Origin of the sequence: Sphingomonas arantia, from assembly GCF_042682045.1 — a bacterium.
Lineage (GTDB): Bacteria > Pseudomonadota > Alphaproteobacteria > Sphingomonadales > Sphingomonadaceae > Sphingomonas_R > Sphingomonas_R arantia.
Window position 1 is genome coordinate 1138986 of record NZ_JBHUGS010000002.1, and the last position, 16118, is coordinate 1155103.

15 protein-coding genes are annotated in these 16118 nt (G+C 68.6%); 11 read left to right on the plus strand and 4 right to left on the minus strand.

The genetic code is table 11. From position 1 onward, the window contains the following. Positions 1 to 290 precede the first annotated feature (290 nt). Positions 291 to 935, minus strand: coding sequence for a hypothetical protein (locus ACFSGX_RS11015; RefSeq protein ID WP_380929832.1), 645 nt, complete (start codon positions 933 to 935; stop codon positions 291 to 293). An 87-nt stretch (positions 936 to 1022) separates the two neighbouring features. Here ACFSGX_RS11015 and ispH point away from each other — a divergent pair, with 87 nt between their 5' ends. The 3 genes from ispH to rnhA are packed head-to-tail and all read left to right on the plus strand — an operon-like array spanning position 1023 to position 3460. Then, a complete protein-coding gene (gene ispH / locus ACFSGX_RS11020; protein WP_380929834.1) occupies positions 1023 to 2018 on the plus strand; it encodes a 4-hydroxy-3-methylbut-2-enyl diphosphate reductase in 996 nt (331 codons plus the stop codon). A 24-nt stretch (positions 2019 to 2042) separates the two neighbouring features. Continuing rightward, on the plus strand, positions 2043 to 3005 hold the full coding sequence (gene thrB / locus ACFSGX_RS11025) for a homoserine kinase (protein WP_380929836.1): 963 nt from the start codon (positions 2043 to 2045) through the stop codon (positions 3003 to 3005). Continuing rightward, positions 3002 to 3460: a ribonuclease HI gene (rnhA, locus tag ACFSGX_RS11030; protein WP_380929838.1), complete on the plus strand. Its 459-nt coding sequence runs from the start codon at positions 3002 to 3004 to the stop codon at positions 3458 to 3460. Before thrB ends, rnhA begins: the two co-directional genes overlap by 4 nt. A gap of 214 nt (positions 3461 to 3674) precedes the next feature. On the opposite strand, the gene ACFSGX_RS11035 is transcribed toward rnhA, so the two are convergent. Together ACFSGX_RS11035 and ACFSGX_RS11040 are read right to left on the minus strand one after the other, a co-directional pair. Further along, the gene (locus ACFSGX_RS11035) at positions 3675 to 4766 is read right to left on the minus strand and encodes an NAD(P)/FAD-dependent oxidoreductase (protein ID WP_380929840.1); all 1092 of its coding nucleotides are present in this window, start codon (positions 4764 to 4766) and stop codon (positions 3675 to 3677) included. After that, on the minus strand, positions 4763 to 5677 hold the full coding sequence (locus ACFSGX_RS11040; RefSeq protein ID WP_380929842.1) for an alpha/beta hydrolase: 915 nt from the start codon (positions 5675 to 5677) through the stop codon (positions 4763 to 4765). Before ACFSGX_RS11040 ends, ACFSGX_RS11035 begins: the two co-directional genes overlap by 4 nt. A gap of 47 nt (positions 5678 to 5724) precedes the next feature. Here ACFSGX_RS11040 and ACFSGX_RS11045 point away from each other — a divergent pair, with 47 nt between their 5' ends. The 8 genes from ACFSGX_RS11045 to ACFSGX_RS11080 all read left to right on the plus strand — a co-directional run bounded on the left by ACFSGX_RS11045 (position 5725) and on the right by ACFSGX_RS11080 (position 13370). Next, the gene (locus tag ACFSGX_RS11045) at positions 5725 to 6195 is read left to right on the plus strand and encodes an A24 family peptidase (protein WP_380929843.1); all 471 of its coding nucleotides are present in this window, start codon (positions 5725 to 5727) and stop codon (positions 6193 to 6195) included. A gap of 42 nt (positions 6196 to 6237) precedes the next feature. Next, complete coding sequence (cpaB, locus tag ACFSGX_RS11050) at positions 6238 to 7275, plus strand: Flp pilus assembly protein CpaB (RefSeq protein ID WP_380929844.1); 1038 nt, start codon at positions 6238 to 6240, stop codon at positions 7273 to 7275. 1 nt (position 7276) lies between these two features. Continuing rightward, a complete protein-coding gene (locus ACFSGX_RS11055; protein ID WP_380929846.1) occupies positions 7277 to 8776 on the plus strand; it encodes a type II and III secretion system protein family protein in 1500 nt (499 codons plus the stop codon). 26 nt (positions 8777 to 8802) lie between these two features. Then, the gene (locus tag ACFSGX_RS11060) at positions 8803 to 9456 is read left to right on the plus strand and encodes a CpaD family pilus assembly protein (protein ID WP_380929848.1); all 654 of its coding nucleotides are present in this window, start codon (positions 8803 to 8805) and stop codon (positions 9454 to 9456) included. Beyond that, a complete protein-coding gene (locus ACFSGX_RS11065; protein WP_380929849.1) occupies positions 9456 to 10736 on the plus strand; it encodes a pilus assembly protein CpaE in 1281 nt (426 codons plus the stop codon). Before ACFSGX_RS11060 ends, ACFSGX_RS11065 begins: the two co-directional genes overlap by 1 nt. 49 nt (positions 10737 to 10785) lie before the next feature. Beyond that, positions 10786 to 11754 (plus strand): type II secretion system F family protein, encoded by a 969-nt coding sequence (locus ACFSGX_RS11070; RefSeq protein WP_380929851.1) that lies wholly within the window; start codon positions 10786 to 10788, stop codon positions 11752 to 11754. A gap of 16 nt (positions 11755 to 11770) precedes the next feature. Next, positions 11771 to 12757, plus strand: a complete 987-nt coding sequence (locus ACFSGX_RS11075) for a type II secretion system F family protein (RefSeq protein ID WP_380929853.1) — start codon at positions 11771 to 11773, stop codon at positions 12755 to 12757. Between the two features lie 100 nt (positions 12758 to 12857). Continuing rightward, positions 12858 to 13370, plus strand: coding sequence for a hypothetical protein (locus ACFSGX_RS11080; RefSeq protein ID WP_380929855.1), 513 nt, complete (start codon positions 12858 to 12860; stop codon positions 13368 to 13370). Between the two features lie 44 nt (positions 13371 to 13414). Here the strand turns inward: ACFSGX_RS11080 and ppdK are convergent, their stop codons facing one another. Next, on the minus strand, positions 13415 to 16102 hold the full coding sequence (gene ppdK / locus ACFSGX_RS11085; protein WP_380929857.1) for a pyruvate, phosphate dikinase: 2688 nt from the start codon (positions 16100 to 16102) through the stop codon (positions 13415 to 13417). Between the last annotated feature and the right edge of the window lie 16 nt (positions 16103 to 16118).

A 16118-nucleotide genomic window follows, 5' to 3' on the forward strand; every position in this document is an offset into this window, starting at 1 on the left:
AGCTCGCAGCTTGCCCTAATCCCTACCCCAAACCCGTTCGGTTCGAGCCTGTCGAGAACGCCGCGCAGCGTTCTCGACAGGCTCGAACCGAACGGGAAAGGGAAAGCGAAAGCGCTCGGGGTCAGAAAACACAAACCCCGCCCGTCCCGAGCGAAGTCGAGGGACCCTTCGAGCGAAGTCGAGAAGCCAACAGCACCCCTCCGCTACGCTCGGGGGAAAGCGCGCCGCGAGTGCGATCGGCATGAACGGGGTGGGGCTTCAGTCCTTAGCTAACCAACGCCCCCAACCCCTCAACGCGTAGCGTTATACCGCAGCTGATCCTCGGTCATCTGGAACCCCACCAGCAACTCGAAGCTCGCCCGTGCCACCGCCGCCCGCGTCGCCGGATCGTTCATCGGATCGATCGACGCATCCGCATCGGTCGGCTTCCGTCGCCGCGTGACCTTCTCCAGGATATCCGCCGGCAGCGTCGCCGCCGCCGCCTTCACGCTCGCACCGGCCGTACCGACTGCGCTCGCCCGCAACTGCCCCTCGGCAAAGCGCAAAGTCACCTGCTGTACCTGCTTGGACACCACCACCGTGCCGCCGCGCATCACCGTGGCGAAATAGGGCAGCACCACGTCGCGCGCCGGCCCGACGGTCGCGCGCCGCGCCTGCACGTCGAATGTCGCGTTCGTGGTGATCGGGTCGGTCGGCCCGCTGCAGGTCGACTTCAGGTTGGTGATCGTCGCGGTCACGTCGATCGCGCGCGCGTCCCGGCTGGCGGGCGGGTTGAACAGCGTGATGTCGCCCGTATAGGCCGGCACCGCCACCGCGGGGCAGGCGGATCGCGTGATCCGCACGCCGCCGGTTTCGTCGAATTCGCCCGCGGAGGAGCAGGCGGACAGCGATACGGCCGCGACGGCGCCGATCAATACGGGGGTCAACAGGCGCAAGGCGTCACTCCGAAACACGGGAGGGTGTAGAGCGCGATCATAGGAACCGGCTTCCGGACAGGCAAGCAATCGCGTAAAGCATGTGCCATGTCCGATCCGTTCACCGCCGCCGCTCCCGATGCCCCCGGCAACGCCGGCCCGGCACTCCCCCCGCTGACGCTGCTGATCGCGGCGCCGCGCGGGTTCTGCGCCGGGGTCGATCGCGCGATCCGCATCGTCGAACTGGCGATCGAGAAGCACGGCGCGCCGGTCTATGTCCGCCACGAAATCGTCCACAACAAGTTCGTCGTGGATTCGCTGAAGGCCAAGGGCGCGGTGTTCGTCGAGGAACTGGACGAGGTGCCGGACGGCGTCCCCGTCGTGTTTTCCGCGCACGGCGTGCCCAAATCGGTGCCCGCCGACGCCACCGCGCGCGGCCTCTATTATCTCGACGCCACCTGCCCGCTGGTGTCAAAGGTCCACCGCCAGGCCGAACGGCTCGTCGACATGGGCCGCCACATCCTGTTCATCGGTCACGGCGGCCATCCGGAGGCGATCGGCACGTTCGGTCAGGTTCCGCCCGGCGGCATGACACTGATCGAAACCGCCGGCGATGCCGAAATGCTCGTCCCGGCCGATCCGGAAAATCTCGCCTTCCTGACGCAGACGACGCTGTCGGTTGATGATACCGCCGACGTCATCGAAATCCTGCGCCGCCGCTTCCCCTCGATCCTCGGGCCGAAGGGCGAGGACATCTGCTACGCCACGTCGAACCGCCAGGCCGCGGTAAAGGCGATCGGGCCGCAGTGCGACGCCATGCTGGTGATCGGCGCGCCCAACTCGTCCAACTCGCTGCGGCTGGTCGAGGTCGCGGCCCGCGGCGGCACCAAGGCGAAGCTGATCCAGCGCGCGACCGAGATCGACTTCGACTGGCTCGCCGGCGTCCGCACGCTCGGCATCACCGCCGGGGCCTCCGCGCCCGAGATCCTGGTGCGGGAAGTCGTCAACCACCTCGCCACGCGCTTCGCGGTCGTGGAGCAGGAAGTCGAAAGCGTCGAGGAAACGATGGTGTTCAAGCTGCCGCGCAGCCTCGAAGCCGCCTGACGCCACCCGACCGAAAGACCTGCCATGGCCGTATTCACCCCCGTCTCCGCCGAGGAGCTGGCCGATCTGCTCGCGCGCTACTACGCCGGCACGCTCGTCTCGGCCAAGGGCATCGCCGAGGGGGTCGAGAACAGCAATTTCCTCGTCGACACCACGACCGGCCGCTACATCCTGACGCTGTACGAAGGGCGCGTCGATGTCGCCGACCTGCCCTTCTTCCTGACCCTGCTCGATCACCTCGCCGACCGCGGCCTGCCCGTACCGCGCGCGATCCGCGACCGGACGGGCGTGCAGGTCCAGACCGTCGCCGGCCGCCCCGCCTGCCTGATCGAATATCTGACCGGCGTCTCGGTCACCCACCCGACCGCGGCGCAGGCCCGCGCGGCGGGCGCGGCACTCGGGTCGCTCCACGCCGGCCTGCGCGATTTCGCCCCCCGCCGCCCGAACGCGCTCGGCATCACGGGCTGGAACGCGCTCGCCGACCGCTGCGGCGCCGATCTCGATCGCGTCGCACCCGGCCTCGCCGCGCGGGTGGCCGAGGAACGCGCCTATCTCGACGCGCACTGGCCGCACGACCTGCCCGTCTCGGTCATCCATGCCGACCTGTTCCCCGACAACGTCCTGATGCTGGGCGACGCGGTCACCGGCATCATCGACTTCTACTTCGCCTGCGCCGACATCCGCGCGCTCGACGTCGCGATCACCCACGCCAGCTGGTGCTTCGACGCGGACGGCAGCACCTTCCACGCCGACCGCGCGGCGGCCTTGCTGGCGGGCTACACCGAAACCTTCGGGCTGTCCGATGCCGAACGCGCCGCACTCCCCGTCCTCGCCCGCGGCGCATCGCTCCGCTTCGCGCTCACCCGCGCGTGGGACTGGCTCAACACGCCGGCCGATGCGCTTGTGACGCGCAAGGACCCCGCCGCCTTCGTCCGCCGCATGGACGCCTATCGCGACCGCCCGATGAAAGAACTCTTCCCGCAATGACGACCGACGACGCCGCCCTCACCACCGTCGAAGTCGCCACCGACGGCGCCTGCAAGGGCAACCCCGGCCCCGGCGGCTGGGGCGTCCTGATCCGCGCGGGGGCCAAGGAAAAGGAACTGTCCGGCGGCGAGCCGCTGACCACCAACAACCGCATGGAACTGATGGCCGCGATCCGCGGGCTGGAGGCGCTGACCCGCCCGTGCCACGTCATTCTGTCGACCGACAGCCGCTACGTGATGGATGGCCTGACCAAGTGGATCAAGGGCTGGCAAAAGAACGGCTGGAAGACGTCGGCCCGCCAGCCGGTCAAGAACGCCGACCTCTGGCAGGACCTCATCGCCGCCTCCGCCCGCCACCGCATCGAATGGAAATGGGTCAAGGGCCACGCCGGCCACCCCGACAACGAACGCGCCGACGTGCTTGCCTCGACCGCAGCGATGGCGGCGCGGCGGTAGGGGGCAGGCTCCCCCTGCCCCAAAAATCCGTTCGGTTCGAGCTTGTCGAGAACCCACCCCACCCCGTTCGGTTCGAGCCTGTCGAGAACTCGCGCAGTTCTCGACAAGCTCGAACCAAACGGGGTGGGGGACGTGCGAAAAAACACCGCCCATCCCGAGCGAAGTCGAGGGACCCTTCGAGCGTAGCCGAGAAGCCGACGCCCGAAGCAGCAGCTCACCCAAACCGCCCAGGCGCATACCGCTCCACATCGACCCCAGCCACCGCCCCCGGCAGCACCCCCCCGGTCAACAACGCAGCCCCGACCATCGCCGCGGCCGGCGCAGTCTGTATCCCGAAACCGCCCTGCCCCGCGAACCAGAAGAACCCCGGCGCACGCGCATCAAACCCATAAACCGGCGCCCGATCCGGCGCGAAACTCCGCAACCCCGCCCAGGCCCGCTCGCGCGCCACCACCGTCCAGTCGACCGTCCGCTCCAACCGGTCGATCGCCACCGCGACGTCAAGCTCGTCCGCCGCCGCATCGCCCGCCGGGGCCGGCGTCTCGTCATGCGGCGACAGCCACAACCGCCCGCCCACATCGGGCTTCAGGTAGAACCGCCCCGCGATATCGATCACCAGCGGCAGCGTCGGCGCAGGCGCAGGCGAGACCGCCAGCTGCACCATCGTCCGCCGCAACGGCGCGATCGCGATCGGCGACGCCCCCGCCAGCGCCGCGACCGCCCCCGCCCAGGCTCCCGCCGCATTGACCAGCACCCGCGCAGCGACCCGCCGCCCGTCCGCCATCACAAGGTCCCACACCCCGTCGCGCCGGTCAGCCGCCACGATCTGCGCATCGCACAACAGCTCCACCCCACCCCGCCGTCCGCGCGCCAGATAATCCGCATGCAGCGCCGCGACATCGATGTCGCACGTGCTGGCCTCCAGCAAAGCCCGGTCATACCCTTCGCGAAGTCCGGGAATCATCCCCTCCAGCGCGTCACGGTCCAGCCGCTCCAGCGCGATCCGATCCCCGAACGTCGCCAGCATCGCATCGAGCAGCCCGGCATCCCCCGGCCCGGCCAGATGCACCGCTCCACGCGGCGTCAGGAACCCGCCCGCCGCCAGCCAGTCGTGCGACGCGGTCGTCAGCGGCTGCACCGCCGGCCCGCCATAGCTCTCGGTCCAGAACGCCGCCGACCGCCCGGTGGCATGATAGCCCGGCTGCGACTCCGCCTCGATCAGCACGACGCGCCCCGCACCGAACAGCTCGCTCGCCAGGCTCGCCCCCGCCATCCCCGCCCCGATGATCGCAATGTCGTAGGTCATGTCGCGTCGTCCAGATGCGCGTCGATCCGCGCCAGCACCGCGTCGCGCACCGCATCCACCTCGCGCAGCAATTCGTGCGCCGCATCGCTCCGCATCACCAGGCTCGCCGCGGGCATCCGCGCCGCCGCCGCCCGAATCGCCCGCGCATCGACCAACTGGTCGCGCTCCGCCCCGATCAGCAGCGTCGGCACCCGGACAGCCTCCAGCACCCCCGCCGCCTCCAGCCGCCCAATCGACGCATAAGCCTCCGCCAGCCAGCGCCAGCGCGGCGGCAGCACGCGGTACGCCGGGTACAGCCCGACCCAGTGCGCCTCGTCGGCATAGCGTTCGCTATCCCCGGTTAGCCGCCCCTGCCGCCCGATCGCGCCCGCCGACCGCGCCGCCAGCAACCGGTCGCCCAGCCCCAGCGCCACGGCGGTCCGCGCGATCGCGCCGCCCACCCACGCCGGCAGACCATCCGCCTTCAACCCCAGCATCGGCGCGACCAGCACCGCCCGGTCCACCTCGAAACCCTCCGCCAGCAACCGCAGCAGCAGATGCCCGCCCATCGAATGCCCGACCGCGACATGACGCATCCCGTCCGCCCGCCGCCACTCCGCCGCGAACGCGCGCAGATCGTCCAGCATGGCGCCAAGACCGGCCTCCCCGCCGTCCTCCCGCTGCGACCCACCCTGCCCGCGCCAGTCGAACCCCGATATGTCCCACCCGCGCGCATGCCAGTGCGCCATCGTCTCGAGATACTTCTCCGCGAAATCCGCCCGCCCGGTCTGGAACAGCATCCGCTTGCGACACGGCCGGTCGACCGGTGCGGGCCAGTGGAAGCGCCGCAGCACCCAGCCGTCCGGCGCGGTCCACGGCGCAAAGGACAGTCCCGGCGGCATCGCGCGGCGATCGAAGGGCGGCGTCGGCATGGCCCCCGTTACGGTTTGCTAAGCAAGTCCGTCTAGGGGCCTTGGTCATGCCGACATCGATCGCCCTGCTGCTGGCCCTGTTTTCCGGGGCGCTGCTCTACGCCGCGTGGGGCGATATCCGCACGCGCACGATCCCGAACGCATTGAACGCCGGGATCGCGCTCGCCGCGCCGCTGTGGTGGTGGACGACCGGCGTCGATCCGTGGCCGGACATGGCGCTGCATCTGGCCGTCGGCGTCGTACTGTTCGCGGTGTTCGCGGGCTTCTTCGCGCTGGGCGCGATGGGCGGCGGCGATGTGAAACTGATCGCCGCGGTGGGCCTCTGGCTGCCGTTCGGCGCGATCATGCCCATGCTGATCCTGATGGCGCTGATCGGCGGCGTGCTGACGCTCGTCGTGCTGATCGCCCACCGCATGGCGAAAAAGCCGGGCCAGCCGGAGGTGCCGTACGGCGTCGCCATCGCCGCCGCGACGCTCTGCATCATCGCAAACGATATCTTAAGCACCCTCGCCCATTAAGGACGTCGGGTTGGTTAACCCGCTCAGGAGGCTGTTGACGACATGGATGGTAAGAAGCTTGGCCTGCTCACCGGGGCATTGCTGATGGCAGGCATTTCCGCCTTCGCCGTCCGGTCGATGATCTCCGGCGGCGGCGCGCCCAGCGCACAGGCCGCCAACGTCGAAGCCGTGCCGGTCGGGCCCGAAGTCCTGGTCGCGACCCGCGCGCTGCCCGTCGGCACCATCATCGGCCCGGAAAGCTTCCGCTACACCGCATGGCCGAAGGACCTGATCGAGAAAGCCTATTTCCTGAAGGGCGAGACCGATGTCGCCGCGCTTCAGGGCACCGTCGTCCGGTCGGAAATCACGGCCGGACAGCCGGTGACGCAGGGGTCGCTGGTGAAGCCCGGCGACCGCGGCTTCCTGGCGGCGGCACTCGGCCCCGGCATGCGCGCCGTCACGCTGGCGATCGACAGCGCAGCGGGCGTCGCCGGCTTCGTCTTCCCGGGCGACCGCGTCGACGTGGTCCTGACGCAGTCGGTCGCCGGCGGCGAGGGCGAACCGCTGAAGGCCGCCGAAACCATCCTGCGCAACGTCCGCGTGCTCGCCACCGACCAGCGCACCGACAACACCGTGAACGAGGAAGGCAAGTCGGTCGTGTCCACCTTCTCCAGCGTCACGGTCGAAGCCACGCCGAAGATCGCGGAGAAGCTCGCCGTCGCGCAGACGGTCGGCACGATGTCGCTGTCGCTCCGCTCGATCGCGGACAACACCGCCGAACTGGAACGCGCCATCGCCGCGGGCGAGGTCAACGTCCCCGACTCCGCCGATCCGAAGGCGGAACGCCGCATGCTGCTGGAGGTCGCGAACCGCCCGCAGGAAGGCGACTCCAGCTATTCGACCGGCGCCGACGTCTCGCGGTTCCAGCGGTCGACCGTCCCCCGCCCCGCCCCCCGCTCGGGTCCGTCCGGGCCGGGCATGCCGATGCCGGTCATGGTCGCCGCGGCCCCGACGGGCGGCGCCCCGATCATCTCCGGCGGCCCCATGGTGCGCGTCGCGCGCGGCAACGCCATCACCGTCGTTCCCGCAGGAGGGAAATAAGATGCGTCCGGATTTCACCGCGCCCCGCAACGGCGCGATCGGCCTGACGGTCGCGGCCGGCCTCGCCGCCGCCATCGCGCTCGCCACCCCGCTGCCGGCCTCCGCCGCCACCCGCACCGCACCCGTACAGTCCGAGATCGGCACCCGCGTGTTGCAGGTGTCGGTCGGCCGCGGTCAGATGATCCGCCTGCCCCGCGCCATGTCCGACCTATTCGTCGCCGACGAAAAGATCGCCGACGTCCAGGTCCGGTCCGCGAACCAGCTCTATGTGTTCGGCAAGGGTCCCGGCGAAACCACCGTGTCGGCCACCGACAAGTCCGGCGCCGTCGTCTGGTCGGCCACGGTGCGCGTGGGGCAGAACATCACGAATCTCGATCAGATGCTGCAACTGGCGCTGCCCGATGCCGCGATCGTGGCGACGCCGATCAACGGCATGGTCCTGCTGACCGGCACCGTCGCGACGCCCGACGACGTGGGGGAGGCCACCCGCCTGGTCCAGGCCTTCTCCGGCGCCACGACGCAGATCGTCAGCCGGCTCAAGACCGCCACCCCGCTCCAGGTGAACCTTCAGGTCCGCATCGCGGAGGTCAGCCGATCCTTCCTGAAGAATGTCGGCGTGAACCTGCTGACGAGCGACAGTACCAGCGGCTTCAACTTCGGTATCGCGCAGGGCAGCGCCATCGACGTCGATACGGGAAAGGTCACGCGCGGTAGCATCGGATCGACGCTGAGTTTCGCCGGCAAGCTGTTCGGGCTCGACATCATCTCCGCGCTCGACCTCGCCGAACAGAACGGCTTCGTCACGACGCTGGCGAACCCGAACCTGACCGCGCTATCGGGCGAAACCGCCAGCTTCCTGGCCGGCGGCGAAATCCCGATCCCGATCAGCCAGGGGCTCGGCGCCGTCTCGGTCGAATATAAGCAATATGGCGTCAGCCTGTCGTTCACGCCGTTCGTGCTGTCCGACGGCCGCATTTCGATGCGCGTCCGGCCGGAGGTGTCGCAGCTGTCCAGTGCCGGTTCTGTGACGCTCGGCGGCTATACGATCCCGGGAATCACCACCAGCCGCACCGAAACGACGCTGGAACTCGGCTCGGGTGAATCGATGGTGATCGGCGGTCTGCTGTCGAACAACCAGAACAATGCGATCACCAAGGCGCCGTTCCTGGGCGACCTGCCCGTGATCGGCGCGCTGTTCCGGTCGAACAGTTTCCAGCGCAGGGAAACCGAGCTGGTGATCGTCGTGACGCCGTATCTGGTGAAACCGACCGATGCCAACCGCATCGTGCTGCCCACCGACGGCTATCGTTCGCCGAACGACGCCGCGCGCATCCTGGGCGGCCAACTGGCGGAGGGCAGCAACAGCCCCCGTCCCGTCCCGCGCGCGGTACCGTCCGCGCCGGTCCGGCCGATGACCGTCGCGCCGGCCGCGCGCGGCGGCACCGCTGCCGTTCCGCCCGGCACCACGCCGCCCGTCGCCGCTCCCGGCTTCTCATTCTGACGACCGACGAAAAGGAAGCCGCTCCGATGCGCCCGATGCGTCCCCTCATCACCGCCCTCATTGCCGGCGGACTTGTCCTCACCGGTTGCGGCCCCGCCGCCCGTTCCGTCACGCGCGGCATGGAATCGATCAACCAACCGCTCGTCGCGCGGCAGGATTACGCGCTCGACGTCCGCACCGGCTATGACGGTCTGGCCGACGGCGAGGATCGTCGCCTGACCGGCTGGTTCGATGCGCTCAAGATCGGTTATGGCGACCGTATCACCGTCGACGACGGTGCGCGCGGCGGCCGCCCCGCGCAGGATGCGGTCGCCCGCGTCATTGCGCGCTACGGCCTGCTCGTCGGCGAAACCCCGCCCGTCACCGAAGGCGCCGTCGCCGACGGCATGGTTCGCGTGATCGTCAGCCGCAGCACCGCCTTCGTCCCGAACTGCCCGAACTGGTCCCGCGCGTCGCAGGCCTATGACGACGGCTCCACCGATCGCAATTTCGGGTGCGCCACGAACAGCAACCTCGCCGCGATGATCGCCGACCCGCAGGATCTGATCGCCGGCCGCAAGGGCCCCGCCGCGCGCAGCACGACCGCCAACACCCGCGCACTGAAGGCCTATAACGACCTCATCCCGACCGGCGTCAGCGGTGCGGTCAAGGCCGAAAGCGCCAAGGGGGGGGGCCAGTAATGAACGCACCCTTCCAGATCCGCAGCAGCGTCCTCAAGGAACCGTTCGCTGCCTATGTCTGCGACCAATCGACCGCCGACGTCCTGAAACCCGTCGCGGCCGAACTCGGCTGGCCGACGGAGAAGATCTTCCTCGGCGGCCTGCGCGCCGCGGTCCAGTCGCTCTCGGTCTCGGCCAGCCCCAACATCCTGTTCGTCGACATGTCGGAAAGCGGCGATCCGCTCAACGACATCAACGCGCTGGCCGAGGTGTGCGAACCCGGCACGATCGTGATCGCCGCCGGCATGGTCAACGACGTCCGGCTGTACCGCGATCTCGTCGCCTCCGGGATCCAGGATTACCTGCTCAAGCCATTCTCGACCGATCAGGTCCGCGACGCCTTCACCCACGCGCAGATGGTCGTGTCCGGCCCGCGCCATGCCGACCCGTCGACGGACCGGATGCACCTGATGTGCGCCGTCATCGGCGTCCGCGGCGGCGTCGGCGCGTCGACGGTGGCGACGTCCTGCGCCTGGCTGTTCGGTGAAAAGCATGGCCGCACCACCGCCTTGCTCGACCTCGACGTGCATTTCGGCACCGGTGCGCTGGCGCTCGATCTGGAACCGGGCCGCGGCCTGACCGACGCGATCGAGAATCCCGGCCGTATCGACGGCCTGTTCCTCGAACGCGCGATGGTGAAGGCGAACCAGCGGCTGTCCGTCCTGTCGGCCGAGGCCCCGATCACCAGCCCGCTCGCCAATGGCGGCGGCGCCTATTTCCAGTTGCAGGAGGAGATGAAGGGTGCCTATGAATGCACCGTCATCGATCTGCCGCGCCACGTGCTGGTCGAACATCCGCTGCTGATGCACGATGCGCACACCACGGTCGTCGTCGCGGATCTCACGCTCGCCGCCACGCGCGACACGATCCGCATCCTGTCCTGGCTCAAATCGTCCGCCCCGCAATCGCGCGTCATCGTCGTCGCGAACCGCGTCCCCGCGACCGGCCCGACCGAGGTCAGCCGCAGCGATTTCGAAAGCTCGATCGAACGCAAGATCGACGTCGTGCTGCCGTTCGATCCCAAGCTCGCGGCGCAGGCGGCAAAGCTCGGCAAGCCACTGGCGGAGGTCGCCAAGGCCACCAAGCTCGGCCAGCAACTGCAGGACATCGCGGCGCGCATGATGGAGACGGCCGACACGGCGGTCATCGCCGGCACACCCGCCGCACGCTCGCTGCTCGGCAAGTTCGGCGATCTGAAATCCATGCTGCCCGCGCGCAAGCTGAAGCCGGTCAAGGGCTGATGCATCCGGTCGCCCTCCACGCGCCCGGTTCCGGGGGAGGACTCCGTCCATGCCGATGATGCCGATGCTCGTCCTGCTGGGCGCGATGCTGTCGGCCGGCATCATGCTGGTCGCGGCCTTTTCCGGCCCGTCCGCGGTGAAGGCGCAGAACCGCCGGATCGGCGCGATCAAGCTGCGCCATGCCGAAGGCAACATCGTCGAGGCGCAGATGCGCCGCGTGCTGCAACAGCGCGAAACCCGGCTGGACAGCTACTTCACCCGCCTCCTGCCGAACCCGGAATCGATCGCGCGCAAGCTGGAGGCGACCGGCAAGGACTGGACGATCGGCAAATATGCGGTCGTATCGATCGCGATCGGCTTCGGCACCTTCATCCTGCTACTGTTGCGCGGGGCGCCGTTTCTGCTCTCTCTGTCGGTCGGGTTGTTCGCCGGCATCTGCCTGCCCTACAAATTCATCGGCATCGTCACGGCCCGTCGGATCAAGGCGTTCACCGCGAAGTTCCCGGACGCGATCGAACTGCTCGTCCGCGGCCTGCGTTCCGGCCTGCCCATCTCCGAGACGCTGGGCGTCGTGGGATCGGAGGTCCCGGGCCCGGTCGGCATTGAGTTCCGCAGCGTGGCCGACAAGATGAAGATCGGCCGCAGCATGGAGGCGGCACTCCAGGAAACTGCCGACCGGCTCGGCACGCCGGAATTCCAGTTCTTCGTCATCACCCTGGCGATCCAGCGCGAAACCGGCGGCAACCTCGCCGAAACGCTCAGCAACTTGGCCGATGTCCTGCGCAAGCGCAGCCAGATGAAGCTGAAGATCAAGGCGATGGCGTCCGAATCGCGCGCGTCCGCCTACATCCTCGGCTCGCTGCCGTTCGTCGTGTTCGGCATGATCTACATGGTCAATTCCGGCTACATGCTGAAATTCTTCACGGACCCGCGGCTGATGATCGCCGGCGGCGGCGGCATCGTCTGGATGTCGATCGGCGCCTACATCATGGCGCAGATGATCAACTTCGAAATCTGAGCGGGGACGGACGATCATGCAGACCACCGGCCCGACGCTCATGGGGATCGACGTCCTCTGGGCCGCCACGCTCCTCTCCGCCTTCGCCACCTTGTGCCTGGTCTACGCGATCTACACCGCGCTCAGCGTGCGCGATCCGATGGCGAAACGCGTAAAGGCGCTCAACGAACGGCGCGAACAGCTGAAGGCCGGCATCACCGCGTCGACCTCGCGCCGCGCGAAGCTCAAAAGCTCGAGCCAGGCGACCGACCGCATGCGGACGCTGCTCGCCTCGCTCAAGGTGTTGCAGGAATCGCAGCTCGAGGACGCGCAACGCAAGCTGGTGCAGGCCGGCCTCCGATCGAAGGACGCCGCGATCGCCGTCATCTTCGGCCGGCTCGTCCTGCCGATCGTCATCGGCGGGGGCGCGGCCCTCTACATCTACGGGATGGACGGGTTTCCGGAATGGAGTTCATTCAAGAAATTCGCGGTCTTCGCCGTCGCGCTGATCATGAGCTACAAGGCGCCGGACCTGTTCGTGCAGAACAAGATTTCGAAACGGTCGAAGGAGATCCAGAAGGGCCTCCCCGACGCGCTCGACCTGCTCGTCATCTGCGCCGAAGCGGGCCTGACCGTCGATGCCGCGTTCAACCGCGTCGCGCGCGAACTGGGCAAGGCCTACCCCGAACTGGGCGACGAATTCGCGCTGACCGCGATCGAACTCAGCTTCCTGACCGACCGCCGCTCCGCGTTCGAAAACCTGGCGCAGCGCGTCGCGCTCGATGCGGTCCGCGGGGTCGTCACCACCATGATCCAGACCGAGAAATACGGCACCCCGCTCGCCTCCGCGCTCCGCGTCCTGTCCGCCGAATTCCGCAACGAACGCATGATGCGCGCGGAGGAAAAGGCCGCGCGCCTGCCCGCGATCATGACGGTGCCGCTGATCCTGTTCATCCTGCCCGTGCTGTTCATCGTCATCCTCGGCCCCGCCGCCTGCTCGATCTCGGACAACCTAATCAAGTAAGACCGGCGTCCGGTTGCACGCCTCACCGACCGGTCGTAACCCGGGCGGAACGACTGTGCGTGCCGCGGTGTTTTTGCCGCACAGAAAAGGGAGGTTGAAGATGCCGGCTTTCACGACGAACCAATGGGCCATCCTGCTGCTCGTACTGGTGCTGGGCTGGCTGCTCGGTCTCGCCTCCCGCTCCGGTGGGCGGAAATGGCGCCGCGCCTATGAGGCGGAACGCGCCGACCATGCCGCCGCACGCACCGCGCACGACGCGCGCCTTGCCGCCGCGAACGACCGCATCGTTCAGCTCGAACGGTCCAACCACAACGGGAATGGCATCGCGACCGGCACCGGCCTCGGCGTCGCCGGCGGCCTCGGCGCGACCGGCGCTGGCCAGCGCGACGACCTGTCGCTGATCCGCGGTGTCGGTCGCGGCGACGAAGCGCGCCTGAACGACCTTGGCGTCCACAGCTACCGCGACATCGTCCGGATGAGCGCCGCGGACGAAGCCGCCCTCGAAAACAAGCTGGGTGCCGCCCCCGGCGTCATCGCCCGCGAACGCTGGCGCGAACAGGCCGAACTGCTCGACACCGGTCGCCACGACGACCACCGCCGCACCTTCTCGTAAGCCAACCAATAGCCCTCCCCCCACCGGGGGGAGGGAGCTAGCAGCTACCGAGCCCGCAACGCAGCCTGCGCCGCCGCCAATCGTGCAATCGGCACCCGGTAAGGCGACGCCGAAACATAATCCAACCCGGTCTTCTCGCAGAAGGCGATGCTCGCCGGGTCGCCGCCATGCTCGCCGCAGATGCCGAGCTTGATGTCCGGCCGTGCCGCACGCCCGCGCTCCGCCGCCAGCGCGATCAGCTCGCCGACACCTTCCACGTCCAGGCTGACGAACGGGTCCTTTGCGTAGATCCCCTGGTCGACATAGACCGACAGGAACCGGCTCGCGTCGTCGCGGCTGACGCCCAGCGTCATCTGCGTCAGGTCGTTCGTGCCGAAGCTGAAGAACTCGCCGTACTCGGCGATCTCGCCCGCCTTGATCGCGGCGCGCGGCACCTCGATCATCGTCCCGACCAGATATTCGACCGTCCGGCCCTTGTCGGCGAACACCGCGGCGGCGGCCTTGTCGATCACCGCCTTCATCAGTTCCAGCTCGCGCGCCGTGCCGACCAGCGGCACCATCACCTCGGGGATCGGCGCGGCACCCGTCCGCTCCGCCACGTCGACCGCCGCCTCGAAGATCGCGCGCGCCTGCATCTCGTAGATTTCGGGATAGGTCACGCCCAGCCGGCATCCGCGATGGCCCAGCATCGGGTTGAACTCGTGCAGCTCGGTCGACCGCCGCTTCAGCGCCTCCAGGCTCAGGCCGGTCGCCTTGGCCACCTCGACGAACTCCTCCTCCGCATGCGGCAGGAATTCGTGCAGCGGCGGATCGAGCAAGCGAATCGTGACCGGCAGGCCCGCCATGATCTCGAAGATCTCCGCGAAATCGGACCGCTGCTCGGGCAGCAGCAGCGCCAGCGCCTTCCGCCGGCCCGCCTCGTCCTCCGCCAGGATCATCTGGCGCACCGCGGTGATCCGTGCCGCGTCGAAGAACATATGCTCCGTCCGGCACAGCCCGATGCCCTCCGCGCCGAATTCCCGCGCGGTGCGGCAATCGTTCGGCGTCTCCGCATTGGTCCGCACCTTCAGCCGGCGGACCTTGTCGGCCCACACCATCAGCGCGGCGAAATCGCCCGACAGCTCGGGCTGCACCGTCGGCACCTCGCCCAGCATCACCTCGCCGGTCGACCCGTCGATCGTCAGGATGTCGCCCTCGCGCACCTCGCGCCCGCCGACCTTCATCACCTTCGCCTTGGCGTCGATGTTCAGCGTGCCGACGCCCGACACGCACGGCCGCCCCATGCCGCGCGCCACCACCGCCGCATGGCTGGTCATCCCGCCGCGCGCGGTCAGGATGCCCTTGGCCGCATGCATCCCGTGAATATCCTCGGGGCTCGTCTCGACGCGCACCAGGATGACGGACTCACCCTGTTCGGACCGCTTCTCCGCGGTATCGGCGTCGAACACGACCATGCCCGACGCCGCACCCGGCGATGCGGGCAGTCCCTTGGCGATCACGTCGCGCGGCGCCGCCGGATCGAGCGTCGGGTGGAGCAGCTGGTCGAGTGCCGCCGGATCGACGCGGTCGACCGCCTCCTCCTCCGAAATCAGCCCCTCGGCCGCCATGTCCACCGCGATCTTCAGCGCCGCCTTTGCGGTCCGCTTGCCCGCGCGGGTCTGCAGCATCCACAGGTGCCCGCGTTCCACCGTGAACTCGATATCCTGCATGTCGCGGTAATGCGTCTCGAGCAGGTCGAACACCTTGGCCAGCTCGGCATAGACCTCGGGCATCGCCTCTTCCATCGACGCCGCGCGGGCACCCGCCGCCTCGCGCGCCGCCAGCGTTAGATATTGCGGCGTGCGGATGCCCGCGACGACATCCTCGCCCTGCGCGTTGATCAGGAATTCGCCATAATAGGCCCGGTCGCCCTTCGACGGATCGCGCGTGAACGCCACGCCGGTCGCCGACGTATCGCCCATGTTGCCGAACACCATCGCCTGCACGTTCACCGCTGTGCCCCATGCAGCCGGAATATCGTTCAGCCGGCGATAGACCTTGGCGCGCTCCGACTGCCACGATCCGAACACCGCGCCGACCGCACCCCACAGCTGCTCGTGCACGTCCTGCGGGAACGGCTTCTTCCACTGGTCGAGCACGATCGCCTTGTATTCCTTGACCAGCGCCTGCCAGTCCTCGGCGCTCAGCTGCGTATCGAGCGTATAGCCGCGATCCTCCTTGGCGATCTCCAGCGCCTCCTCGAACGCGCCGTGATCCAGCTCCAGCACGACGTCCGAATACATCTGGATGAAACGGCGGTAGCTGTCCCACGCGAAGCGCGGATCCTCCGACACCGTGGCCAGCCCCTCGACCGTCTCGTCGTTCAGGCCCAGGTTCAGCACCGTGTCCATCATGCCCGGCATCGACGCGCGCGCGCCCGACCGGACGGACACCAGCAACGGATCGGCCGCATCGCCGAACGTCTTACCGGTGATCCTTTCGATATGGGTCAGCCCCGCGGCGACCTCGTCGCGCAACGACTGCGGAAACTGCTCGCCCTCGTCATAATAACGCACGCACATCTCGGTCGAGATCGTGAACCCCGGCGGCACCGGCAGCCCGATCGACGCCATCTCCGCCAGGTTCGCGCCCTTGCCCCCGAGCAGGTTCTTGTCGCCCTTGCCCCCATCGGACACCCCCCCGCCGAAACGATAGACGTAGCGCGGGGCCGCGGCGGTAGGATCGGTGGCCATGGGCATTCCTTCAAGC